Below are 21,589 nucleotides of genomic sequence, written 5' to 3'. Positions count from 1 at the left end.
GCCGAAAACCCGCAGCGGCAAAATCATGCGCCGCCTGCTGCGCGACATCGCCGAAGGACGCGAACTCGGCGACACCTCCACCCTCGTCGACCCGAGCGTCTTCGAGGCGATCCGAGCCGGCAAGGGTTGACCCGGACAGCATTGGCGCGGCCGGTGGCGGACTTCGTCACCGGCCGCACCCGTTAGAATTGCGTAAGGAGTGCCGGGAAGTCTGGTCGGCAAGTGGACACGCATCGTACGCCGACGTCGGTGGTCACCGCGTCCACTCGGACTGACCATCGCCCGAAAGGTTTCCCGTGATCACACAGGTGCGCTCGGAGCTATCCCGTTACCTCCGCACCGAAACCTTCGGTGGCGCATTGCTTCTGATCGCGGCGGCGGCAGCGTTGCTGTGGGTGAACTCGCCGTGGGGTGCGGGCTATCGGACGATGACCGAGACAGTCGTCACGATCCCGCCGTTACATCTGGAACTCACCCTCGCCGACTGGGCCAAAGACGGCCTGCTCGCGGTGTTCTTCTTCGTCGCCGGTCTGGAACTCAAACGTGAACTCGTGGTCGGCGAACTCGCCGACCGCAAGCGCGCCACGCTACCGGTGATCGCGGCGATCGGCGGTGTGGTGATCCCCGGGCTGATCGCGGCGGTGGTGGGGTTCGGTGTCCCCGGCATGGACCGGGGCTGGGCTATTCCGGTCGCCACCGATATTGCGTTCGCGCTGGCCGTGCTCGCGTTGACCGGATCGCGCATCCCCGCGGGCGCACGCGTTTTCCTGCTCAGCTTGGCGGTGGTCGACGACCTGATGGCGATCGTCCTGATCGCGGTTCTGTTCACCACGACGGTGTCGCTGCTGTGGCTGCTCACCGCGGCCGGGTGCTTCGCCGCATGGGCGCTGGCACAGCACAAACGGATCAGCACGCCGTTGCTCTATGTCCCCTTGGCTCTGGTGTCCTGGTACGCATTGCACGAGGCGGGCATCCACCCCACGATCGCTGGTGTCGTGCTCGGCCTGCTCACCAGGGTGCGTCTCGACCCTGGCGAGGCGGAGGCGCCCGCCACCCGGCTGGAGCACTTGCTCCAACCGGTCTCCGCCGGCGTATGCGTTCCGTTGTTCGCCCTCTTCGCGGCCGGAGTTCCGTTGAACACCACCGTTTTCGGTGAGCTGTTCAGCGATAGGCTCGCCTTCGCCGTGATTCTCGGTCTTCTGGTCGGTAAGCCGCTCGGCATCCTCGGGATGAGCTGGGTGGCGATCAGGCTCGGCATCGCGACCCGTCCGAGCGAACTCGGCTGGCGGGATATGGTCGCCCTGGCGGTGCTCGGCGGAATCGGCTTCACCGTTAGCCTTCTCGTGGCGGAACTCGCGCTCGCCGATGTCGCTGACGGTTCTTCCGTCGAATTGGCGAAGACCGCTGTGTTGCTCGCATCAATGGCGGCGTCGCTCGCCGGTTCGGCGCTACTGTTGCGGCGCGGGCGTGTCCACCAAGCGCGGCGGGACGCCCGTGCGCTAGAACGTGAAGAGTAAGGCGGCGCGAGCGACGTGCCCGGAAGCGGTAGCCTGCGTGACCGGTGGAGGGCACCGGGAGCGCCGCGGCGAACGGGGCCGAAGCAGTGCCCGGATAGGGAGAAGGGTCGACCAAGTGAGTTTCAACCACGGCGGCAACGGGAACGACGCGCAACGCGGTCGTACGGTGACCTCCATCCCCCTCACAGACGCCGATCCACTCGGCTCCGCAAGCTTCGGAACCCTGGTTCGCGACGCCGCCGAGCAGATGTCGACCCTGGTCCGCGCCGAGGTGGAACTGGCCAAGGCCGAGGTCACCGGTGAGATCAAGAAGGGCCTGCAGGGCAGCGTCTACTTCATCCTGGCGCTGACCGTGCTGTTGTTCAGCACCTTCTTCTTTTTCTTCTTCCTCGGCGAGCTGCTCGACGTGTGGCTGGCGCGCTGGGCGGCCTTCCTGATCGTCTTCGGACTCATGATCGTGGCGGCCGCGGCGCTCGCGTTCCTCGGCTACCGGCGGGTGAAGAAGCTGCGCGCGCCGGAGAAGACGATCGACTCGCTCAAGCAAGCGCGCACGGTCCTGCCGCAGGCGCTGGGCGGACACGAGGACCATGCCGCGCTGGAGAAGCGGACTTCCTAGGCGCGCGTTCGCGAGCCGGTGGGGCGGCTACTAGGCTCGATCGGCGTGTCGGCGAACTTGCTTCCGGATCCGTCCAGCGTCCGTTACGACGGACCGTGGACACATCGGGACGTTCATGCCAACGGCATTCGATTCCACGTCGTAGAAGCGGCGCCCGAGCGATCCGATGCCCCGCTGGTCGTGCTGCTGCACGGATTCGCGGACTTCTGGTGGTCATGGCGACATCAGCTGACCGGCCTGGCCGAGCTCGGCTATCGCACCGTGGCCGTCGACCTGCGCGGCTACGGCGACAGCGACAAACCGCCGCGCGGCTACGACGGCTGGACACTGGCCGGTGACGTGGCCGGGCTCATCCGCGCCCTCGGCTACACCGAGGCCACACTGGTCGGGCACGCCGACGGAGGATTGGTCTGCTGGACCACCGCGGTGCTGCACCCGCGGCTGGTTCGCTCGATCGCGCTGGTCAGCTCACCGCATCCGGCCGCGCTGAAAAGCGCCGTGCTGCGCAACCGCCGCCAGCGCGCGGCCTGGCTGCCCAACTTCCTGCGCTACCAGCTGCCCCGCTACGGCGAGCACCTGCTGACCACCGCCGACGGCTTCGAGGTGGAACGGCTGCTGCGGCAGCGGGTGAGCCCGGGATGGGCGGGCACCGCCGAATTCGTCGACACCGTGCGGCGGATGCGCTCGGCCATCCAGATCCCCGGCGCCGCGCACTGCGCGTTGGAATACCAGCGCTGGGCCTTCCGCAGCCAGTGGCGTCCGGATGGCCACCGGTTCATGGCGACCATGCGCGAACCGATCCACATCCCGGTCCTCACCATGCGCGGCGATCTCGACCCTTACCTGCTGCCGGGGACCTTTCGTCGTGCCCAATATCTCTCGCCGGAACGGCGTCTGGTCAGCATCCCCGCGGCCGGGCACTTCGCTCATCAGGAGAACGCCGACGCCGTCACGACGGAGTTGGTCAAACTCCTCGCCTGAGCCTCTCGCCGAACGCCCGCTCGGCGGCCCGGACGAAGCCGCCGCGGCCCCGCGCCTAGGGCGGCGAAAGCCGAGGCGGCCCCACAAAGGACGCAGCTCGAAGTCCGTCCACGCCTGAACGACGAAGGTCGAGCCCCGCCACCTCGAAGGACGTAGCAGGATAAGCCCTTCTACTGCGCACGCCGAGCGGGCGATAGCCGAGGCGGCCATCAAGCGCGCCGCCGGACCACAGCCCATCCGTAGCCCAGGCCGGGGCCCGAGCGGAGACAGCGCCTGACTGCCCCCGCATGGCCCCGACTCGGTTCAGCTGAGAACGCAGGCTCCGGTGTCGACCGCGATGTCGGACCTGGCGGCTGCGTCGAGCTGAGCGCGGACCTCCGCGAGGGTGAGCACGTAGCCGGTGTCGTCGTCGGTGACCGCGGCGCCGAAGACCACGCCGAGCACCTGCCCTTCGGTATCCACCAGCGGCCCACCGGAATTACCCGCCCTGACCTGACCGCGGACGGTGTAGACCTCGCGTTCGACGGTGCCGTTGCGGTAAATCGTCGGCCCGGTCAGATCCAGCGTCTCCCTGACCCTGGCCGCGCTCGCGGTGTACGGACCGCCGCCCGGATAGCCGAGCACGATGGCGCTGTCGCCGGAGCGTGCGGGCGCTGGCGCCCGCGGGACCACCGGAGCGGTCAGCCCGGGCACCGCGAGTACCGCGACATCCTTCGACGGGTCGAACAGGACCACATTCGCGTCCAATGGACCGCGCGGGGTGTCCACCGCGACGCTCGTGGTGCCCGCGACGACGTGGGCGTTGGTCATCACGCGTTCCGGCGCGATCACGAAGCCCGAGCCCTCCAGCGCCCGCTGGCAACTCGGCGCCACGCCGCGAATGCGCAGCACACTCTGCTGCAGGGACGCGGCGACCGGGCTGGCGAGCACGCTCGGATCGGGCGGTTCGACGGCCGCGATCGGCGCCCGCCCGAACGGGCCGATCACGTCCGGCAGGCCCGAGGTGTTGAGCAGCTTGGAGAACTCGTTGGGCAGCCGGCGCAGCCAGTTCGGCGCGACGCCGTTGACGTCGGCCAGCACCCGCGAGCCGTTGATCGCCGTCGCGATGGCCGGCTGCGACGATGTGGCCAGTGGCAACGCGAGCAGCCACGCCGTGACCAGCACGGCGACCGCTTGCAATCCCGCGCCGACCACACTGTCCACGCTGCGCGTGAACGGATGGCGCATACCGCTGCGGGCGGCACGTCCGAGCACCATGCCCGCGACCTCGCCGACGATCACCAGCACCACGATCAGCAGCACGCCGGTGAGCACTCTGGTCCGGCCCTCGTCGACGTGCACCAGGATGTGCGGCGCGATCAAGATGCCCGCGACGGCGCCGAGCACAACGCCGAGGAAGGCCAGCGCGGAGGCCACCGCGCCCTGCCGCCACCCTGAGGAGGCGGCGAGCAACGCGAGCAGCACGACGGCGATGTCGAGCCAGGCCGACGAACTCATAAGGTCATCCCCACGGCGGCGAGTGCGGTCTCCAGGTCACGGGCATCCTCATGGTCCCACTCGCGATCCCAGCCGGAGGCCTTGCTGATCCCGGCGAGGATGCCGCCGGTCAGTCCCCAGACCAGCATCCCGTCCACCTGGAACGCCGGACTCCGGTAGCCGAGAGTGCTGCGGACCACGAAGCGGTTCGCCGGATCGAGCAGCTGGGCGAGCGGAACGCGCACCACGCGCTCGGTTTCGCTCTCGTTCACGACCCGAACCTCGCCCGGCGTCCGCCAGTACGCGATGACCGGCGTGACGTCGAACCGGGACGGCGGCACGAAGAGTTTCGGCAACACCGCGAACGGTTCCACGTCCGAAGGGTCGAGGCCGGTCTCCTCGCAGGCCTCACGTAGTGCCGTGTCGATCGGGCCGGAATCGCCGAGGTCCACCGCACCGCCGGGAAACGCGACCTGACCGCGATGCTGACGCATGGTGGAGGCGCGCTGGGTGAGCAGTACTTCGGCGTCTGCGGGCAGTCCGCCCGGCGCCTCCGGGTCCGCCTCGGGCGAGCCGCCGAACAGCACGAGCACCGCGGCTTGGCGCGGGGCCGAGGTCACGGTCAAGGCCCGGCGCAGGGCACGCGCCTTGGTCAACGTGTCGGCGGCATCGTCAACGGGTTCGGCGGATCTGGCCAGCCATTTCGGAATGTCCCGCGGTATCTCGATGGTCATCGCATCCCTCCCCGCACCCGCCGACCCGGCCGGACACCCGCACCGTCACGCAATGTCATGCGGCCACTCCGAGTTCGCCTGCGACGGTGTTCGCGATGTCATCGACCCCCTCGAACGCTCGCACGACAACTTCGGCGACCGAGCCGTCGGCCCGCACCAGCACCGAGACCGGCAACACCGCCGGGGCTCCGACCGCCGTGCGCACCCGCGCGTCCGCGTCGAGGACGCCAGGCAGCTTCACGTTCAGTCCGGTCAGCCTGGCCAGTGCCTTGGCTTCATCAGGGTCGCTGTGCACGGTCAGCACGGTAATCGCGTTCCCAGCTCGTTGTGCGTATTGCTGCAAATACGGCAACTCCTGGGCGCATGGTGCGCACCAGTAGGCCCACAGGTTCAGCAGGGCGGGTTTGCCCGCCAGCACTGCGGCCAAGTCGACCGGCCTGCCGTCTGCCAGGCATGCCAACGTTATCCCGGCCAGCGGACCGTTCCCCGTGGTGGCGGTAGCCGGGCAGTCGGCCGGACCGGCCGCGGCGCGCAGTTCGCCGGATACGCCGGAGGTGATCCGCGTCGCCTGTGGCGTGGGCGTTTCGGCGTCGTCACCGCGCGGCCACACCGCGACGGCCAGTGCCACCACCGCGATCAGACCGGCAAGTGCCCAACGCCACGCATGCCCCGCACTTCTTCCGCCCGTGGGCTCCGAGCTCACCGGCCCACCAGCTCGAGCAGATGCTCCCGCTCCGGCCCCTTCACCAGCTTGGCCGCGGCCTCCGGATCGGTCGGCCCGACCCCGAAGGACGGGCAGTCCTTGGCCAGGATGCACGCGCCGCACGCGGGCTTGCGGGCGTGGCAGACGCGCCGGCCGTGGAAGATCACCCGGTGCGAGAGCATGGTCCATTCCTTGCGCTCGATCAGCGCGCCGATAGCGTGTTCGACCTTCACCGGATCTTCCTCGCCGGTCCATTCCCAGCGGCGCACCAGACGGCCGAAGTGGGTGTCGACGGTGATGCCCGGGACCCCGAACGCGTTACCGAGGATGACATTGGCTGTTTTGCGCCCGATGCCGGGCAGCCGGACCAGTTCGGTCAGGGTGTGAGGCAATTCACCCTCGTGATGCTCGAGCAACGCCTGCCCGAGACCGATCAGCGCGGCGGCTTTATTCCGGAAGAACCCGGTCGGCCGGAGGTATTCCTCCAGCTCCGCGCGGTTCGCCTCGGCGTAGGCGCGGGCGTCCGGGTAGCGAGCGAACACCGCGGGCGTGGTGAGATTCACGCGCTCGTCGGTGCACTGGGCGGAAAGTATTGTCGCGACCGCCAATTCGAGCGGCGTGGTGAAGTCGAGCTCGCAGTGCGCATCGGGGAACGCGACCGCCAGTTCCCGGTTCATCCGGCGCGCTCTTCGAACCAGCCCGAGCCGGGTTTCCGCCTGTCGCGCCCTGGTTTTCCGTTTCGGAGCCGCGGCGGCGCCCGGCTGGGCTTCGGAGGGCTCGGAGGCGGACGGAAGGCCGTTCCCGGCGGCGATGGAGGGGGAGACGCGCACGCGTCCACCATACGGAACCGCCGACCAACGTTGCCCTTCCAGTTCAGTTGCCGTGTTCCATCTGAGACCTGGACCGTGTTTACTGCTCGTCATGCAAGGACTCGCTGTGGTGCTCTTCCCAGTGGTGTTGATGCTGTTCGCACTGGGTATGGAGCGGGTCGAGAATCGGCTCCGCAAGCTTCTCGAACCCGACGAAGAGGTTCAGCAGTACCTGGACAAAGCAAGCAACGCCGAAGTGAAGGAGCTGACGAAGCTCGGTCTGCCCGCCGCCGTGGCACGGATGCGCAGGCGCCGCTCCCGCGGCGAGGAACTGGACGTGGCCCGCGCGAGTTGACGCGGCGGCCGGCGGAAGGTTCCCGGATCGGGTAACTCAGAAGGCGCCCGCGGTCGCCGCTGATCACACTGGTACGGTTCTGCGTTGCGCCACGCAATCCACTCGTTACGTGGTGTCCGTCACTACGCTGTCACCACGCCGCGTAGACTGCGCTGTTGGCCGAGTCGCTTCGGTCCGGTACAGAGCCATTTCCCATAAGGAGCACATTCGTGGACGAGGCCCTCGCCAGAGCAGGCATCTTCCAGGGCGTCGAGCCCACTGCGGTGGCCGCCCTCGCCAAGCAACTTCAGCCGGTGGATTTCCCGCGCGGCCACGTCATCTTCAACGAGGGTGAGCCGGGCGACCGGCTGTATATCATCACCTCCGGCAAGGTGAAGATCGGCCGTCGTTCACCCGATGGCCGCGAGAACCTGCTGACCATCATGGGCCCGTCCGACATGTTCGGCGAGCTGTCGATCTTCGACCCCGGCCCGCGTACCTCCACCGCCACCACGGTGACCGAGGTGCGCGCGGTGACGATGGACCGCGACGCCCTCAAGACCTGGATCGACCAGCGGCCCGAGATCGCCGAGCAGTTACTCCGCGTGCTCGCCCGCCGCCTGCGCCGGACCAACAACAACCTGGCCGACCTGATCTTCACCGACGTTCCCGGCCGGGTAGCCAAGGCCCTGTTGCAGCTCGCGCAGCGGTTCGGCACCCAGGAGGCGGGCGCCCTGCGGGTCACCCACGACCTGACCCAGGAAGAGATCGCCCAGCTGGTCGGCGCCTCCCGCGAGACCGTCAACAAGGCGCTCGCCGACTTCGCGCACCGCGGCTGGCTGCGGTTGGAGGGCAAAAGCGTGCTCATCTCCGACTCCGAGCGCCTCGCCCGCCGCGCCCGGTAGCACGCCAACGTCATACGGCACGCCGGATTCAGCGCTCCACTGAACCCGGCGTGCCGTCGTTTCCCGCAGGGGCAGCCGCCTAGCCGTGCCCGCGTAGATAGTCCAGCTGGGCCTGCACCGAGCTGCGGGCGGCCGGCCACAACCGCTTGTCCACGTCGGTGTACACCCGCCGCACGACATCCATCGCGCCCGCGTCCGCGCCGAGCACTCGCAACGCCTCCCGCACTTGGTCGAGGCGCTCGTGCCGATGCGCGATGTAGTAGCGCGCGACCGGCTCCAGGTCCGGATGATCCGGGCCGTGCGCGGGCAGCAACGCCTTGCCCCGGCCCGCCTCGATCAGGCGGTCCAGCGACGACAGGTAATCGGCCAGCGTGCCGTCGCTGGAATCCAGCACGGTGGTGCCTGCGCCGAGGACGGTGTCCCCGGTCAGCACCGCGTCGTCGAGCACGAAACTCACCGAGTCAGCGGTGTGGCCCGGCGTGTCCAGGACGGTGATCCGCAGGCCCGCGGCCTCGATCACCTCGCCGTCGGTCAGCGGCGCGTCCGAGCCGCGCAGAAAGCCGGTGTCCTTTGCCCGCACCGCTGTCCCGGTCAGCTCGGTGAGCCGATCGATGCCGCCGGTGTGGTCGTGATGGCGGTGCGTGATCAAGGTGAGGGCGATCTCGCCTCCGGTGGCCTCGGCGATCGCGGCGCTGTGCGACTTGTCCTTCGGCCCCGGATCGATCACCACACAGTCCGACCGCCCCGGCGCCCGCAGAATCCAGGTGTTGGTTCCCTCCAGGGTCATCTGGCCCGGATTGTCGGCCAACAGCACCGACGCCGTCTCGGTGACCTGCCGGAGTTGCCCGTAGGCGGGGTGTGTCAACGTCATCGCAAACCTCGGATAGAACGGTGCCGGAGACTCCGGCCCAGCGAAGGGCGAGGTACGCCTAGCGCACCTCGGCGATCAGTTCGACCTCGACCGGGGTGTTCTTGGGCAGTTCGGAGACCCCGACGGCCGAACGCGCGTGCTTGCCCGCGTCACCGAAGATCTGGCCGAGGAACTCCGACGCGCCGTTGATCACCACCGGCTGGTCACCGAATCCCGGTGCGGAGGCGACGAATCCGACGACCTTCACGATCCGCACCACCGCGTCCAGCCCCACCAGGTCGTGCACCGCGGCCAGCGCGTTCAGCGCGCACAACCGGGCGGCCTCCTTGGCGTCCTCGATCGAAACCTCGGCTCCGACCTTGCCGACCGCGGACAACCGGCCGTCCACAAACGGCAGCTGGCCGGAGGTGTAGACGAGCGACCCGGTGCGGATCGCGGGAACGTAGGCCGCGACCGGAGGCACGACCGGAGGCAGGGTGAGTCCGAGCTCGGCGAGGTTCTTCTCCCACTGAGTCACTGCGCCCCCGCCCTACTGCTTGGGCCGCTTGAGGTAGGCGACGTGCTGTTCACCGGTCGGTCCGGGCAGCACGGTGACCAGCTCCCAGCCGTCGGCACCCCACTGGTCGAGAATCTGCTTCGTCGCGTGCGTCAGCAATGGCACGGTCGCGTACTCCCACAGGGTCGTATCACTCATGTGCGAAGCGTAGCTCTGTCCAAATTGCAGCGCCTGCGGCGCTGCGTGTTCGCGGCTCCTGGAAGGCTCGCTTCGCTCGAAAGACGAGGTCAGCCCAGTGGGAGCTTCCTCTGGATCCAACCGCCACGGTAGATCTGCCCAACGCGACGACTGATTTCGTACCTACATCGGTACCTCGCCGGGTACGCCCAGAACTCGAGCGGCACCCGACGCAGGACCTGAACGCAAACTCCGCGCCACCCGACTAGTACGGCCTGAAGACGCCCAGAGGCGGAACAGCTATAGGCTCGCGAGCGTGGGAGTACCAACAGCAGTGCCGCTTTCGGCGGAGACGGGCCTGGACACACGGTGGCCGAAGCGCGCCGAGCAGGCCCGCTTGCACTACGTCTCCGGTAAGGGAGGCACGGGTAAGTCGACGGTCGCCGCGGCGCTGGCGCTGGCGCTCGCCGCGGGCGGGCGTCGCGTGCTGTTGGTGGAGGTGGAGAGCAGACAGTCGATCGCGCAGCTGTTCGATCTGCCGCCGCTGCCGCCGACCGAGACACGGATCGCCACCGCGGACGGCGGCGGCGAAGTAGTCGCGCTGGCGCTGGACATCGAGCACGCCTTCCTCGAATACCTCGAGATGTTCTACAACCTGGGCTTCGCCGGGCGGGCCATGCGCAGAATGGGCGCCATCGAGTTCGTCACCACGATCGCGCCCGGTCTGCGTGATGTCATCCTGACCGGCAAGATCAAGGAGTGCGCGGTCCGCGTGGACAAGTCCGGCCGGCGGGTCTACGACGAGATCGTGGTGGACGCGCCGCCCACCGGTCGCATCGCCAGCTTCCTCGACGTCACCAAGGCGATGCTCGAGGTGGCCAAAGGCGGGCCGATCGCCTCGCAGGCCGAGGGCGTTTCGCGACTGCTGCACTCCGACGAGACCATGGTTCACCTGGTCACCCTGCTGGAGGCGCTGCCGGTGCAGGAAACCGCCGACGCCGTGGCCGAACTCACCGCCGCCGACCTGCGCATCGGCACCGTGATCGTGAACCGGGCGACCGAAGGCCAGCTGCCGCCTGAACTGCGCGCCAGGGCCGCCAAGGGCGATCTCGACGGCGACGCCATTCGCGCCGGTCTGACATCCGCGGGGATAACCTTGGCCGACGACGACTTCCGCGGCCTGCTCACCGAAACCGTCGAGCACTCCGCCGCTCTGCAAGCACAGGACGACAGCGCCGAGGAACTGGCCAAGGTCGACATCTCACGGCTCTATCTGCCTGCCCTCCCGGACGGGATGGATCTGGGCGGACTGTACGAATTAGCCGAACATCTCAGCGCGCAGGGAGTCCGATGAGCAACCCGACGCACCCCGTGGCTGCCCCGCTGGACATTTCCCGGATCATCGCCGATCCCTCGGCTCGCGTGGTGGTCTGCTGCGGCTCCGGCGGCGTCGGCAAGACGACCACGGCCGCCGCCATCGCGCTGCGCGCCGCCGAGCGGGGACGCAAGGTCGTGGTACTCACCATCGACCCCGCGCGCAGGCTGGCCCAGTCACTCGGCGTCGCCGACCTGGACAACGCCCCGCAGCGGGTGGACCTCGGCCCAGACGCGAAGGGCGAACTGCACGCGATGATGCTCAACATGCGTCGCACGTTCGACGACATGGTGCTCGAGCACACCAGCCCGGAGAAAGCGGAGCAGATCTTCGCCAACCCCTTCTATCAGACCGTCGCCTCCTCTTTCGGCGGCACACAGGAATACATGGCGATGGAAAAGCTGGGCCAGCTGGCCCACCGGGGCGAGTGGGACCTGATCGTGGTAGACACCCCGCCCTCGCGAAACGCCCTCGACTTCCTGGATGCTCCTCAACGACTCGGCAACTTCCTCAACGGCCGCATGATCCGGGTGATCATGGCGCCCGGTCGCGGCGTCACCCGGTTGGTGACCGGCGCGATGAGCCTGGCGGTGCGCGGCGTGTCCACCATCGTCGGCGGGCAGATGCTCAAGGACGCGTCGAACTTCCTGCAGTCCCTGGAGTCGCTGTTCGGTGGCTTTCAGGAGCGGGCCGACCGCACCTACGCGATGCTGTCCAAGCCCGGCACGCACTTTCTCGTGGTCGCGGCGCCGGAACCGGACGCTCTGCGGGAAGCCTCGTTCTTCGTCGACCGGCTCTCCACCGAGCGCATGCCGCTGGCGGGGCTGGTGCTGAACCGCACGCACCCGGTGCTCAGCTCGCTGTCAGCCGATCACGCGCTCACTGCCGCCGACCAGGTCGAGCGGGACGATCCGCTCACCGCGGCGGTTTTACGCGTGCACGCCCGCCGCGTCGCCACCGACAAGCGGGAACAGCATCTGCTGTACCGCTTCACCGGCGCACACCCGCGGGTGTCGATCGTCTCGGTCACGGCGCTGCCGTTCGAAGTATCCGATCTCGACGCGCTGCGTGTGGTGGGCGATCAGCTCACCCGAACAGCGCGGGCTACCGCCTGATACTTAGGCGTATCCGCTATATCTCGAATGGAAATACCGATCCTAAAACGAAACTGAGCCCGCTTGCGCGGGCTCCGTTTCGGGGTTCACTGGGACTACATCGCCACTTGATGCTGGCGCTGGGCCTGGAAGAAATCGGCCCATGAGGTCACTTCTGGATGCTGCTTCAACAGGGCGCGGCGCTGGCGTTCGGTCATGCCGCCCCATACGCCGAACTCGACGCGGTTGTCGAGCGCATCGGCGCCACACTGCATGAGCACGGGACAGTGCCTGCAGATCGTCGCGGCTTTGCGCTGTGCCGCGCCGCGGACGAACAACTGATCGGGATCCACTTCCTTGCATCGGGCCTGGGCTACCCAGGCGATCCTTGCTTCGGCCTGCTCCACGTCCAATCGAGCGATGGGGGTTGTCATGTGCATTTGGTGTGCCCCTTTGCAGTCCGAACACCGGGTAAACGGCGCTCCAGAATCGCGTTGTCACCACGCAGCACCCAAACCCCGCTGCGAAGTGCACCACATTCCACTTTGAGTGTTAGCTCTATCACACTGGGTTCTCAATCTAGGTAAAGGTATGGCGCTTGCGCAAGACCGTCCCCAGATTTTTTGGTACGTCCGTGCCTGCAAAGTGGGGCGCACACGGGACGGTCAGGCAGATTCCGCGCGCGCCGTCATCCGACACGCCGAACGCGCTCGAGCGACACGCCGATTCCGGTTCGGGAACAACCAGTTCCAGGCGTCGGACAAATGCCGCCAGGAACGCTCGAATCCCAACCCGTAATCTTGTTTCGTGCCGATCACACATACGCTCGCACGGCTGGCCGGCAGTTGCGTGCTGGCCTCCGTGCTCGTCGCCGGGTTGTTGTTCCCGCTCGCCGGCGGCTTCGGATTCGTCTCCAATCGAGCCGCCGACGCCGTCGACAACGTCTCCGCGGAGCTGGTCGAGGGGACGGTGCCCGCGGTCTCGACCATGGTCGACGCCGCGGGCAATCCTATCGCCTGGCTGTACGAGCAACGCCGCTTCGAGGTGCCGAGCGACCGGATCTCCAACGACATGAAGCTGGCGATCGTGTCCATCGAGGACCGCCGCTTCGCCGAGCACGAGGGCGTCGACTGGCAGGGCACGCTGCGCGCGTTCCTCACCAACACCACCAGCGGCGAGGTGCAGCAGGGCGCCTCGACGCTGGATCAGCAGTATGTGAAGAACTTCCAGCTGCTCGTTGTCGCCAAGACCGACGCCGAGCGACGCGCCGCCATCGAGACCACGCCCGCGCGCAAGATCCGGGAGATCCGGATGGCGCTGACGCTGGACCGCGAGCTGACCAAGGACGAGATCCTCACCCGGTACCTGAACCTCGTCCCGTTCGGGAACTCCTCCTACGGCGTGCAAGACGCCGCGAAGACCTACTTCGGCGTCGACGCGGCCGAGCTGAACGTCTCGCAGGCCGCGATGCTGGCGGGCATGGTGCAGAGCTCGTCGAAACTGAACCCGTACACCAATCCCGACGGCGTGCTTGCCCGGCGCAACACGGTGCTGGACACCATGATCCAGAACATCCCCAGCCGCGCCGACGAGTTCCGCGAGGCCAAGACCAAGCCGCTGGGTGTGCTGCCGGAACCCAAGGGTCTGCCGCGCGGCTGCATCGCCGCCAACGATCGCGGCTTCTTCTGTGACTACGCACTGCAGTACCTGGCCAACGCGGGCATCAGCCGCGAGCAGATCGACAAGGGTGGCTACCTGATCAGGACTACCCTCGATCCCGCCGTGCAGGACTCGGTCAAGCGGGCGGTGACGGACGCGGCCAACCCGAACCTCGACAACATCGCCGAGGTCATGTCCGTGGTCGCGCCGGGACAGGACTCGCATCCTGTGGTCGCGATGGCGAGCAGTCGCACCTATGGCCTGAACCGGGACGGGAACGAGACCGTACAGCCGCAGCCGTACTCGATGGTCGGTGATGGCGCCGGCTCGATCTTCAAGATCTTCACCACCGCCGCGGCCATGGAGAAGGGGCTCGGCATCAGCGCCGAGCTCGACGTGCCGGGCCGCTTCGAGGCCAGGGGCATGGGTAACGGCGGCGCGCGCGGTTGCCCGCCGGCCACCTACTGCGTGGAGAACGCGGGCAGGTACAAGTCGCCCATGTCCGTGACCGAAGCGCTGGCCACATCGCCGAACACCGCGTTCGTCAAGCTGATCCAGGCCGTCGGCGTCACCCCGACCGTCGACATGGCGATCCGGCTGGGCATGCGCTCGTTCACCGAACCGGGCTCCTCCGGTCACGGCAACCAGAGCCTGGCCGACATGATCAAGGACCAGAACCTCGGCTCGTTCACCCTCGGCCCGGTCGCGATCAACCCGCTCGAGCTGTCCAACGTGGCCGCGACGCTGGGTTCCGGCGGCCGGTGGTGCCCGCCGAACCCGATCAAGGAGGTCATCGACCGCCAGGGCAAGCAGGTGCCGCTGACCCAGCAGGCGTGCGAGCAGGTCGTCGAGCCGGGCTTGGCGAACACCCTCGCCCACGCGATGAGCAAGGACGACACCGCGGGCACCGCGACGGCCGCGGCCCAGTCGGTGCAATGGAACCACCCGATGTCCGGCAAGACCGGTACCACCGAGAGTCACCGCTCCTCGGCCTTCCTCGGCTTCACCAACGCACTGGCCGCCGCGGCCTACGTCTACGGCGACAGCCCGACGCCCGGCGAGATCTGCTCGTTCCCGCTGCGCAACTGCGGCGACGGCAACCTGTTCGGCGGTAACGAACCGGCTCGCACCTGGTTCAACGCGATCAAACCGGTGATTCCGCTGTTCCCGCCGCCCGCGCTGCCACCGCTGGACGACAAGTACGTGCGCGGCGCCAACAACGCCCAGGTGCCCGACGTCGCCGGCAAGACGCAGGCCGAGGCCACCGCCGCGCTGGTCGCCGCCGGCTTCCAGGTGTCGCCGGTGACCGGCGCCGGTGACCGGCCCAAGGGCACCGTGATGGGGACCGCGCCGAACGGCTCGGCCATTCCCGGCTCGGTGATCACGCTGTACATCAGTGACGGCACCGTACGTGCCGCACCCCCGCCGGGTCCGCCCCCGCCGCCGCCGGGAGCGCCGGGGCTGCCGCCACTGCCGCGGCTGCCACCGATCCCGATCCCGATTCCGCTCCCCCGCTGAGCAGACGAAAGGGGCCGCGAACCTGGTTCGCGGCCCCTTTCTGTATTGGATTTGCGGCGCTCCCTGGCCGTCCGTGGTCACGCACGCTACCGTCTCCGGGCCTGAGGTCGCGGCGCGGAGTCGACGCTACAGCCGCGCCTTCACCGCGGCCGAGATGCGCGAGCCGTCGGCTTTGCCCGCCGCCAGTCCGGTGGCGATCTTCATGACCTGGCCCATCTGCCGCATGCCCGGCCGCTCGCCGATTTCCTCGGCGACCTGCGCGATGGCGGTATCGGCGAGATCGGCGACCTCGGCATCGGTCAGCTGGGTCGGCAGATACTCGTCGATGATGCGTGCCTCGGCGTGCTCGTTCGCCGCCAGCTCGCCGCGCCCGGCCTGCGTGTAGACCTCGGCCGATTCGTTGCGCTTCTTCGACTCCTTCTGCAGCACGGCGATGACCTCGGCGTCGGTGAGCTCACGCGCCTCGGTGCCGGCGACCTCGGCGGTCTGGATCGCCGATAGCAGCATCCGCAACGTGGAAAGGCGCAGCGTGTCCTTGGCTTTCATCGCGGCGGTCAGGTCCGCGCGCAGCTGCGATTTGAGTTCCGACATGCCGCTCACGGTAGCCGCTTCGGCGCGGCGGTCCCACTACATTCGTCGCGGCGTCCATTTCCCCGGGCACGAACTGGTCGCTTGTGCCGAAACACACTCGGCGCTCCTGAGCGAGGTCACCTATGCTGGGCAAATGCCCGTGATCTCGACCTCTGCTGTACGCACGACCGCGCTGGGAGCCGCCGGGGCCGCGGTGGCCGGAATCGGCTACGCCTCGCTGGTCGAACGCAACGCCTTCATCCTCCGGGAGGCGACCATGCCAGTGCTGGCGCCGGGGTCGTCGTCGCTGCGGGTGCTGCACCTCAGCGACCTGCACATGATGCCGGGTCAGAAGCTCAAGCAGCAGTGGTTGCGGGAGCTGGAGCGGCTGGAACCCGACCTGGTGATCAACACCGGCGACAACCTGTCGCATCAGAAGTCGGTGCCCGCGGTGGTCCAAGCCCTCGGCGGACTGCTTTCCCGTCCCGGTCTTTTCGTTTTCGGCAGCAACGACTACTTCGCACCGGTGGCGAAGAACCCGCTGAAATACTTCAAGAAGAACCACCGCCGCACCTTCGGCGCGCCGTTGCCGTGGAAGGACCTGCGCGCGGCCTTCAGCGAGCGCGGCTGGCTCGACCTGACGCACGTGCGCCGCGACCTCGAGGTGGCGGGTATCCGGATCGCCACCGCCGGTGTGGACGACCCGCACCTGCAGCGCGACCGCTACGACACCATCGCCGGCGCCCCGAATCCGATGGCCGACCTGCGGATCGGTCTCACCCACTCGCCCGAGCCGCGGGTACTGGACCGCTTCGCCGAGGACGGATACGACCTGGTGCTGGCCGGACACACGCACGGCGGCCAGCTGTGCCTGCCCGGCTACGGCGCGCTGGTCACCAACTGCGGCATCGACCGGTCCCGGGTGAAGGGTCCGTCGAAGTGGGGTGAGCACACCCAATTGCACGTCTCCGCGGGCGTCGGTACCTCGCCATGGGCGCCGTACCGATTCTGCTGCCGGCCGGAGGCAACCCTGTTGACGCTGGTCGCCGCACCGCCGAAGCGGCCGGGAGCCGACACTGGCCGGGATGTGTCGGCATCGGAGGCCGTCGCCCGCTAAGGTCCCCTGCCGAGAGCTGTGTCAGGTAGGGGAACACTGTGAGCGAACGGCGGCGAGTGAACCGAGAGCACCGCGCGCCCTCGCGCACGAAGCAGCCGAGCCCCCGCGGGGCCGCAATCGTGAGCGAGCGCCAGCCGGTGAACCGGAAACACAGCGCGCCCTCGCGCACGACAGAGCCGAGCCCCCGCGGGGCGCAATCGTGAGCGAATCCGACGACCGGCGCGACGACCCGGCAGTTCCCGGACGGCCCGCCGCCCCCCGGTCTCCCTGGCAACAGCCGTTCGGCGCACCGCACTTCGATCCCGACCCGGCGCATCATGATGCCGGTGCTGCGTGGCGTCCGGCCTCAGGAGCGCATCCGGTCGCGCCGTCCGGAGCACCGCAACCGTTTTCGCAGTGGCAGCCGGCCGGCAGCGAGCCACTTGGTGTGAACGAACCGGCGCGCCCTGTCACGCCATGGCGGCGTGACTCGAATGAGCCGGTAGCGGAACCTGATTCGGAGCAGTGGCGGCCGAGCACGGGCGGATACCAGCAGGCGGAGTATCCCCCGATGTCGCAGTGGCCCGGTTCGCTTGCGACGGGTAATGAGACCGCCCCTTCCTATCCCTGGCAGCCTGGCGGTTACTCCGGAGCCGCGGGGAATGCGGGACTATCGCCGGACACACAGCGACCAGGTCATCCAGATCACACGGGGCCCGGGTCGACGGCGCAGAGCGACCTCACTATGCAATGGCAGCCAGGTGCCTCCGGTGCCGGCGGCAGATCATCCGGCGCAGGCCAGCCGACGCCCCAGCCAGACCCCACCATGCAATGGCAGCCGCACGGACAACCCCCGCCGCCCCAGGGGCAACCGGCCGCTCAGGGTGGTCCCGTCACGCCGCCGAATAGTGCTTCGGCGCCGAACACGGCCGACGCCACGATGATCGCCCAGTCGCTGGGTGACGGACGCCCGCACACAGAGCAGGACTCGACCAGCCGCAACGACCCAACGAGGCTGGCCCGGTCCCTCGGCGAACACGCGTCATCCGGGCAGTGGGCGCCGCATCCTGAGTCGAATCTCGGAACTACCGGGCAGGTGGATCCGACCATGCTCGCTCGACCCCTAGGTGCGTTCGGCCAACCCGAGCCCTCCGGCAGTCCACACTCGACCCCCGCGCCGGGAGAGGGTGGCGGCGCGGTCGTGCTCCGGCACCCGACCGCCGATCGGTTCGCGCAACCGAACTACCAATGGCAACCGGTAGGCGGGCCGGGGCCCTATGGCGCTCCGCCGCCCGAGCAGTACCGGCCTGGCTACGGCCCACACGGCGGGTCCGGTGGACCGCCGCCGTACCGGCCGAGCCGGAGCGGCCGAGGAAACGCCGTGCTGCTGGTCGGGTTGGTTGTGCTGCTGGTGGCCGGTGTCGCGGTGGGTGCCGTGGCGCTGACCAGGAGTGGATCGAACGATTCCGCCCAGGGCAACTCGCCCTCGCTGGTGAGCGCGCTCACCTCGACAGGCTCGCCCGCACCGGCCACCAAGAGTGTGCCGACGACGACCGCGGGCCGGGCGAGCGACAAAACCCCGCTCATCCCCGGTTTCCAGGTGGTCGTGGCGCCCGATAACGGTGCCGCCTACGACGTGCCCGCCGACTGGACCATCGCCCCGCAGGACACCATCGGAGGCTTCGGTCAGCCGCCCAACACCGTCGCGGGCAAAGGCTATGCCAGCGAGGGCAAGGGCTACTGCCCCGGCTCGACCCGCACGGTCGCCTTCCTCACCGGCTCGGACACCGCCGATCCCGCCCGCGTGGCAACCGAACTCGGCACCACGACCGCCGCACTCGCCTACCAGGGCACTCCGGGCGGCACACCCGGCGCGCCCGTGCCGCTGGCGTCGCTGGACGGATCCCAGCACGGCGTGTTCGTGGAGACCACGGGCACCGTCACCGAGGCCAAGCCGGGCTGCGCGACGGCGTACTCGATCTACACCGCCGCGTTCCCCACCGACAGCGGAACCTTCGCCATGGTGATCGCCGCGGACACCGGCGTTCCGCGCGCCCTCGACGCCGAGACCGCCAAACGCATCTGCACCAGCATTCGCGCCTTCGAAGGCTGACTGACCTGCCGGTTTAACGTCTCACCCCGCGCTGTTGTAAGCTACTCCAGGTTCGCTTCACGGGGTGTGGCGCAGCTTGGTAGCGCGCTTCGTTCGGGACGAAGAGGTCGCAGGTTCAAATCCTGTCACCCCGACTCGTGTGGTTGAGACACGACATGGCTCCCAGCCTTCACCGGCTGGGAGCCGTTCTGTTTCGTGAGACCTTTTCGCCGGCACAGCCGTGCAGTGGCCCCGTCACCATCGGCCTAGCGCCCGACTTCCGCCCTTACGGCATCACCGCGCACTTGTTGCCGGCTCGAACGAAGATCAATTCTGCGGCGGCATTGCTCGGCGGAGCGGAAATCGCGCTCGCTGTTGCCTGAACCCGACACGATGACGCTCGATGTGGCCGTCGTCCGGTATGCGAGCGAATACCATTCGCAGAACCAAACCCGCAATCGACGAAAGGTCGGCAAATGAGCGAGCCTGTCGATAGTGTGCCCGCAGACAAACCGCTAGCCGGTAAAACCGCGCTGGTCACGGAGGCCCACACCGGAATCGGCAAGAAGATAGCGAAAACGCTTGCCGCACAAGGGGCGCAGGTAGTGGTTCACCATCCGCATATACCGGAGTGGGCTGCGGACGTGGTCAAGGAGATCACCGCCGACGGTGGCGCGGCGCTCGGGCTGGCGGCGGACGTCGCCGACCCCGCCGAGTACCAGGAACTGGTGGAGGCACTGCTCGAGGACTGCGGTAGGTGGGACCTGCTCGTCCACACCGCGGCGGTGCCGGAGTCCGTGCCGTTCGCGCAGATCAGCGCGGACGCGTTCGACGTCGGCTTCGCCGCCACGGTGCGGGGCGTGTTCCACGGGATCCAGCTGGCCGCGCAACACCTCGCCGAAGCAGGCCGGATCATCACCGTCTGCGACTCCCCCACTCCGGAGGGCGCGGTCTACGACGCGACCCGAGGCGCGGTCGAGCAACTGGGCCAGGCCGTGGCACCGGACTTCGTGTCGCGGCGGATCACCGTCAACACGATCAGCCATGGCGTCGGCGCCACCGACAACGCGGAACTGGAGACCGCTATCGCCGCGATGAATCCGGCCGAGCCCGTCGCGGTTGTGGCGTACCTGGCCGGCGAAGCGGCGAGCACGGTGACGGCACAGGCCATCCGGCTGGGCGGGCCGGACCGGACACCGCGATAGACGGCCGATTACGCGACGACGTTCCCGCCGAAGGAACTGAATCCACGTCCCTTCGCCTGGCAGGTGAGGCTTCCGTGGAATCCCACCGCACACGACGAGCCCGCGTGTTCGATGATCGGTCCCCACTGCCCAGAGCCGGTCTTGATGTCGTAGATGCTGGGATTGCCGCCCGGCAGCGTGTACGGCGTGCCGGGGTCGAAGGTGGGGTGCGCGGGCAGCCAGGGCTGGTCGATCACTATTTCGCTCACTTTCACCGGCACCGGAATGTAGGAGTTGCCCACGTGGTAGCTCAGGAACAGGGGGTAGGCGAAATCGCATCCCACCGACCCGTCCCCGAAGATCGCGCAGTTGGTGCTGCCCGTCGAAAAATAGACTGTGCCCGCGTCGGCCTGGGCGTTCCCGGCCGCGATGAGCGGCGCTACGGCCGCGGCGGCGAGTGCTCCGGCGAACTTCGTGCTGCGCTTCATGCCTTCTCTCCTTGGTGAATTCGCTGACCGACCCGATAACTCTGTCGGCCCGGCGCCGGAATCCGTTTCGCGCCACCTGACACCCACCCCGGCACAGCGCCCCGGCAGACACGGTGAGGAGACGCTAACGCGGCGATAACCTACGGACACGCCGTCGACATCCGAGGTCAATAGCGTATACAGGTATGTCGACACGGATAGCCACTCTGGCGGACGCGGCGGGCAAGCCGCTGCGCGACGTGGTGTACGCGGCCCTGCGCAGCGAACTCATGAACGGGGACATCAAGTTCGGCGAACGGCTGACCGAGCCGAAACTCTCGACGCGGTTCGGCATCTCGCGCACACCGATTCGCGAAGCTCTGACCGTCTTGTGTTCGGACGGACTGCTGCAACGGGAAGAATACGGCTTCAGCCCGGTGCGGCCGAGCATCCCGCTGGTCCGTGACCTATATGAGCTGCGAATCACCTTGGAGCTGGGCGGTTTACAGCGCGCTATGACCAATCCCGCCGTCACCCACGACCGGGAACTGCTGGAAGCCGAACGTGCCGCGTGGCTGGAACTGCGCGCCGATCCCCCGGAACAGGAACCGGGTTTCGTGGTGCGCGACGAGGAGTTCCACGTCACGCTGCTCACCGCCGCGGGCAACACCGAGATGGTGCGCGCGCTGAGAGCGGTGAACTCGCGCATCCGTCACGTGCGGATGTACGACTTCATGGTCAACAACCGGATCGAGACCACCATCGCCGAGCATCTCGGCATTCTGGAAGCGGTTCTGGCGGAAGATCTCCCACTGGCCTATCGGCTGCTGCACACGCACATCGGCGAGTCGCTGGACGTGGTGCTCGAACGCGTCACGCGTGCGATCGCGGCGATGTCGCTGGCCACTGATTAGC

General features: G+C 68.2%; 22 protein-coding genes and 1 tRNA gene. 13 read left to right on the top strand and 10 right to left on the bottom strand.

The genetic code is table 11. The features are described from left to right. The first annotated feature begins 299 nt into the window (after nucleotides 1–299). The 3 genes from nhaA (at nucleotide 300) to AB0M45_RS12755 (ending at nucleotide 3,114) form a co-directional block, all read left to right on the top strand. The gene (gene nhaA, locus AB0M45_RS12765) at nucleotides 300–1,517 is read left to right on the top strand and encodes a Na+/H+ antiporter NhaA (RefSeq protein ID WP_364326825.1); all 1,218 of its coding nucleotides are present in this window, start codon (nucleotides 300–302) and stop codon (nucleotides 1,515–1,517) included. Nucleotides 1,518–1,632: 115 nt separating this feature from the next. Continuing rightward, nucleotides 1,633–2,133, top strand: a complete 501-nt coding sequence (locus AB0M45_RS12760; RefSeq protein ID WP_364326767.1) for a phage holin family protein — start codon at nucleotides 1,633–1,635, stop codon at nucleotides 2,131–2,133. 45 nt (nucleotides 2,134–2,178) lie between these two features. Continuing rightward, on the top strand, nucleotides 2,179–3,114 hold the full coding sequence (locus tag AB0M45_RS12755) for an alpha/beta hydrolase (protein ID WP_364326764.1): 936 nt from the start codon (nucleotides 2,179–2,181) through the stop codon (nucleotides 3,112–3,114). Nucleotides 3,115–3,417: 303 nt separating this feature from the next. Here AB0M45_RS12755 and AB0M45_RS12750 read toward each other — a convergent pair whose 3' ends face one another. From AB0M45_RS12750 to nth, 4 genes are read right to left on the bottom strand one after another with little or no spacing between them, the layout of a single operon-like run. Then, complete coding sequence (locus AB0M45_RS12750; RefSeq protein ID WP_364326761.1) at nucleotides 3,418–4,611, bottom strand: MarP family serine protease; 1,194 nt, start codon at nucleotides 4,609–4,611, stop codon at nucleotides 3,418–3,420. Beyond that, complete coding sequence (locus AB0M45_RS12745; RefSeq protein ID WP_364326758.1) at nucleotides 4,608–5,324, bottom strand: CoA pyrophosphatase; 717 nt, start codon at nucleotides 5,322–5,324, stop codon at nucleotides 4,608–4,610. The genes AB0M45_RS12750 and AB0M45_RS12745 overlap by 4 nt, the downstream gene beginning before the upstream one ends. Before the next feature lie 55 nt (nucleotides 5,325–5,379). Continuing rightward, nucleotides 5,380–6,027 carry a TlpA disulfide reductase family protein gene (locus AB0M45_RS12740; RefSeq protein ID WP_364326755.1) on the bottom strand — a complete coding sequence of 216 codons (648 nt, stop codon included), beginning with the start codon at nucleotides 6,025–6,027 and terminating at the stop codon, nucleotides 5,380–5,382. After that, nucleotides 6,024–6,725, bottom strand: a complete 702-nt coding sequence (gene nth / locus AB0M45_RS12735; protein WP_364326822.1) for an endonuclease III — start codon at nucleotides 6,723–6,725, stop codon at nucleotides 6,024–6,026. The genes AB0M45_RS12740 and nth overlap by 4 nt, the downstream gene beginning before the upstream one ends. A 223-nt stretch (nucleotides 6,726–6,948) precedes the next feature. Here nth and AB0M45_RS12730 point away from each other — a divergent pair, with 223 nt between their 5' ends. Then, the gene (locus AB0M45_RS12730) at nucleotides 6,949–7,191 is read left to right on the top strand and encodes a hypothetical protein (protein ID WP_040686056.1); all 243 of its coding nucleotides are present in this window, start codon (nucleotides 6,949–6,951) and stop codon (nucleotides 7,189–7,191) included. A gap of 209 nt (nucleotides 7,192–7,400) precedes the next feature. Then, a complete protein-coding gene (locus tag AB0M45_RS12725) occupies nucleotides 7,401–8,075 on the top strand; it encodes a Crp/Fnr family transcriptional regulator (protein WP_039794544.1) in 675 nt (224 codons plus the stop codon). Between the two features lie 79 nt (nucleotides 8,076–8,154). On the opposite strand, the gene AB0M45_RS12720 is transcribed toward AB0M45_RS12725, so the two are convergent. The 3 genes from AB0M45_RS12720 to AB0M45_RS12710 are packed head-to-tail and all read right to left on the bottom strand — an operon-like array spanning nucleotide 8,155 to nucleotide 9,640. Beyond that, nucleotides 8,155–8,946, bottom strand: a complete 792-nt coding sequence (locus AB0M45_RS12720) for an MBL fold metallo-hydrolase (protein WP_364326750.1) — start codon at nucleotides 8,944–8,946, stop codon at nucleotides 8,155–8,157. 58 nt (nucleotides 8,947–9,004) lie between these two features. Next, a complete protein-coding gene (locus AB0M45_RS12715; protein ID WP_364326747.1) occupies nucleotides 9,005–9,463 on the bottom strand; it encodes a RidA family protein in 459 nt (152 codons plus the stop codon). Nucleotides 9,464–9,475: 12 nt separating this feature from the next. Continuing rightward, entirely contained in the window at nucleotides 9,476–9,640 is a 165-nt protein-coding gene (locus AB0M45_RS12710) for a DUF4177 domain-containing protein (protein WP_364326744.1), read from the bottom strand. 313 nt (nucleotides 9,641–9,953) lie between these two features. Here AB0M45_RS12710 and AB0M45_RS12705 point away from each other — a divergent pair, with 313 nt between their 5' ends. Both AB0M45_RS12705 and AB0M45_RS12700 read left to right on the top strand, forming a co-directional pair. Then, nucleotides 9,954–10,973 (top strand): ArsA-related P-loop ATPase, encoded by a 1,020-nt coding sequence (locus AB0M45_RS12705; RefSeq protein WP_364326819.1) that lies wholly within the window; start codon nucleotides 9,954–9,956, stop codon nucleotides 10,971–10,973. Continuing rightward, entirely contained in the window at nucleotides 10,970–12,109 is a 1,140-nt protein-coding gene (locus AB0M45_RS12700; RefSeq protein WP_364326741.1) for an ArsA family ATPase, read from the top strand. The genes AB0M45_RS12705 and AB0M45_RS12700 overlap by 4 nt, the downstream gene beginning before the upstream one ends. 95 nt (nucleotides 12,110–12,204) lie before the next feature. Here the strand turns inward: AB0M45_RS12700 and AB0M45_RS12695 are convergent, their stop codons facing one another. Next, nucleotides 12,205–12,528 (bottom strand): WhiB family transcriptional regulator, encoded by a 324-nt coding sequence (locus AB0M45_RS12695; RefSeq protein ID WP_014981178.1) that lies wholly within the window; start codon nucleotides 12,526–12,528, stop codon nucleotides 12,205–12,207. 367 nt (nucleotides 12,529–12,895) lie between these two features. Between AB0M45_RS12695 and AB0M45_RS12690 the strand changes: the two genes are divergently transcribed. After that, nucleotides 12,896–15,265 carry a penicillin-binding protein gene (locus AB0M45_RS12690; protein WP_364326736.1) on the top strand — a complete coding sequence of 790 codons (2,370 nt, stop codon included), beginning with the start codon at nucleotides 12,896–12,898 and terminating at the stop codon, nucleotides 15,263–15,265. Nucleotides 15,266–15,391: 126 nt separating this feature from the next. On the opposite strand, the gene AB0M45_RS12685 is transcribed toward AB0M45_RS12690, so the two are convergent. Beyond that, nucleotides 15,392–15,856: a GatB/YqeY domain-containing protein gene (locus tag AB0M45_RS12685; protein ID WP_364326733.1), complete on the bottom strand. Its 465-nt coding sequence runs from the start codon at nucleotides 15,854–15,856 to the stop codon at nucleotides 15,392–15,394. 133 nt (nucleotides 15,857–15,989) lie between these two features. On the opposite strand from AB0M45_RS12685, the gene AB0M45_RS12680 reads away from it, so the two are divergent. The 4 genes from AB0M45_RS12680 to AB0M45_RS12665 all read left to right on the top strand — a co-directional run bounded on the left by AB0M45_RS12680 (nucleotide 15,990) and on the right by AB0M45_RS12665 (nucleotide 20,228). Beyond that, nucleotides 15,990–16,952 carry a metallophosphoesterase gene (locus AB0M45_RS12680; RefSeq protein ID WP_364326730.1) on the top strand — a complete coding sequence of 321 codons (963 nt, stop codon included), beginning with the start codon at nucleotides 15,990–15,992 and terminating at the stop codon, nucleotides 16,950–16,952. A 1,360-nt stretch (nucleotides 16,953–18,312) separates the two neighbouring features. Then, nucleotides 18,313–19,044: a hypothetical protein gene (locus AB0M45_RS12675; RefSeq protein WP_364326727.1), complete on the top strand. Its 732-nt coding sequence runs from the start codon at nucleotides 18,313–18,315 to the stop codon at nucleotides 19,042–19,044. Nucleotides 19,045–19,104: 60 nt separating this feature from the next. After that, a tRNA-Pro gene (locus tag AB0M45_RS12670) sits at nucleotides 19,105–19,178 on the top strand. A 321-nt stretch (nucleotides 19,179–19,499) separates the two neighbouring features. Continuing rightward, nucleotides 19,500–20,228 carry an SDR family oxidoreductase gene (locus AB0M45_RS12665; protein WP_364326724.1) on the top strand — a complete coding sequence of 243 codons (729 nt, stop codon included), beginning with the start codon at nucleotides 19,500–19,502 and terminating at the stop codon, nucleotides 20,226–20,228. Nucleotides 20,229–20,236: 8 nt separating this feature from the next. Here AB0M45_RS12665 and AB0M45_RS12660 read toward each other — a convergent pair whose 3' ends face one another. After that, entirely contained in the window at nucleotides 20,237–20,695 is a 459-nt protein-coding gene (locus AB0M45_RS12660; RefSeq protein WP_364326722.1) for a hypothetical protein, read from the bottom strand. A gap of 185 nt (nucleotides 20,696–20,880) precedes the next feature. On the opposite strand from AB0M45_RS12660, the gene AB0M45_RS12655 reads away from it, so the two are divergent. Then, complete coding sequence (locus AB0M45_RS12655) at nucleotides 20,881–21,588, top strand: GntR family transcriptional regulator (protein ID WP_364326719.1); 708 nt, start codon at nucleotides 20,881–20,883, stop codon at nucleotides 21,586–21,588. Nucleotide 21,589 lies beyond the last annotated feature (1 nt).

It is taken from the genome of Nocardia sp. NPDC051787 (assembly GCF_040681325.1).
GTDB lineage: Bacteria > Actinomycetota > Actinomycetes > Mycobacteriales > Mycobacteriaceae > Nocardia.
Note: the sequence above shows the minus strand (reverse complement) of the source record. Positions and strands in the feature narration are given on the sequence as shown.

Excerpts from the sequence above, each read along its gene's own strand:
- AB0M45_RS12750 (WP_364326761.1), bottom strand. The coding sequence starts at position 4,611 with ATGAGTTCGTCGGCCTGGCTCGACATCGCCGTCGTGCTGCTCGCGTTG.
- AB0M45_RS12745 (WP_364326758.1), bottom strand. The coding sequence starts at position 5,324 with ATGACCATCGAGATACCGCGGGACATTCCGAAATGGCTGGCCAGATCC.
- AB0M45_RS12730 (WP_040686056.1), top strand. The coding sequence starts at position 6,949 with ATGCAAGGACTCGCTGTGGTGCTCTTCCCAGTGGTGTTGATGCTGTTC.
- AB0M45_RS12720 (WP_364326750.1), bottom strand. The coding sequence starts at position 8,946 with ATGACGTTGACACACCCCGCCTACGGGCAACTCCGGCAGGTCACCGAG.
- AB0M45_RS12710 (WP_364326744.1), bottom strand. The coding sequence starts at position 9,640 with ATGAGTGATACGACCCTGTGGGAGTACGCGACCGTGCCATTGCTGACG.
- AB0M45_RS12700 (WP_364326741.1), top strand. The coding sequence starts at position 10,970 with ATGAGCAACCCGACGCACCCCGTGGCTGCCCCGCTGGACATTTCCCGG.
- AB0M45_RS12695 (WP_014981178.1), bottom strand. The coding sequence starts at position 12,528 with ATGCACATGACAACCCCCATCGCTCGATTGGACGTGGAGCAGGCCGAA.
- AB0M45_RS12685 (WP_364326733.1), bottom strand. The coding sequence starts at position 15,856 with ATGTCGGAACTCAAATCGCAGCTGCGCGCGGACCTGACCGCCGCGATG.
- AB0M45_RS12680 (WP_364326730.1), top strand. The coding sequence starts at position 15,990 with ATGCCCGTGATCTCGACCTCTGCTGTACGCACGACCGCGCTGGGAGCC.
- AB0M45_RS12665 (WP_364326724.1), top strand. The coding sequence starts at position 19,500 with ATGAGCGAGCCTGTCGATAGTGTGCCCGCAGACAAACCGCTAGCCGGT.
- AB0M45_RS12660 (WP_364326722.1), bottom strand. The coding sequence starts at position 20,695 with ATGAAGCGCAGCACGAAGTTCGCCGGAGCACTCGCCGCCGCGGCCGTA.
- AB0M45_RS12655 (WP_364326719.1), top strand. The coding sequence starts at position 20,881 with ATGTCGACACGGATAGCCACTCTGGCGGACGCGGCGGGCAAGCCGCTG.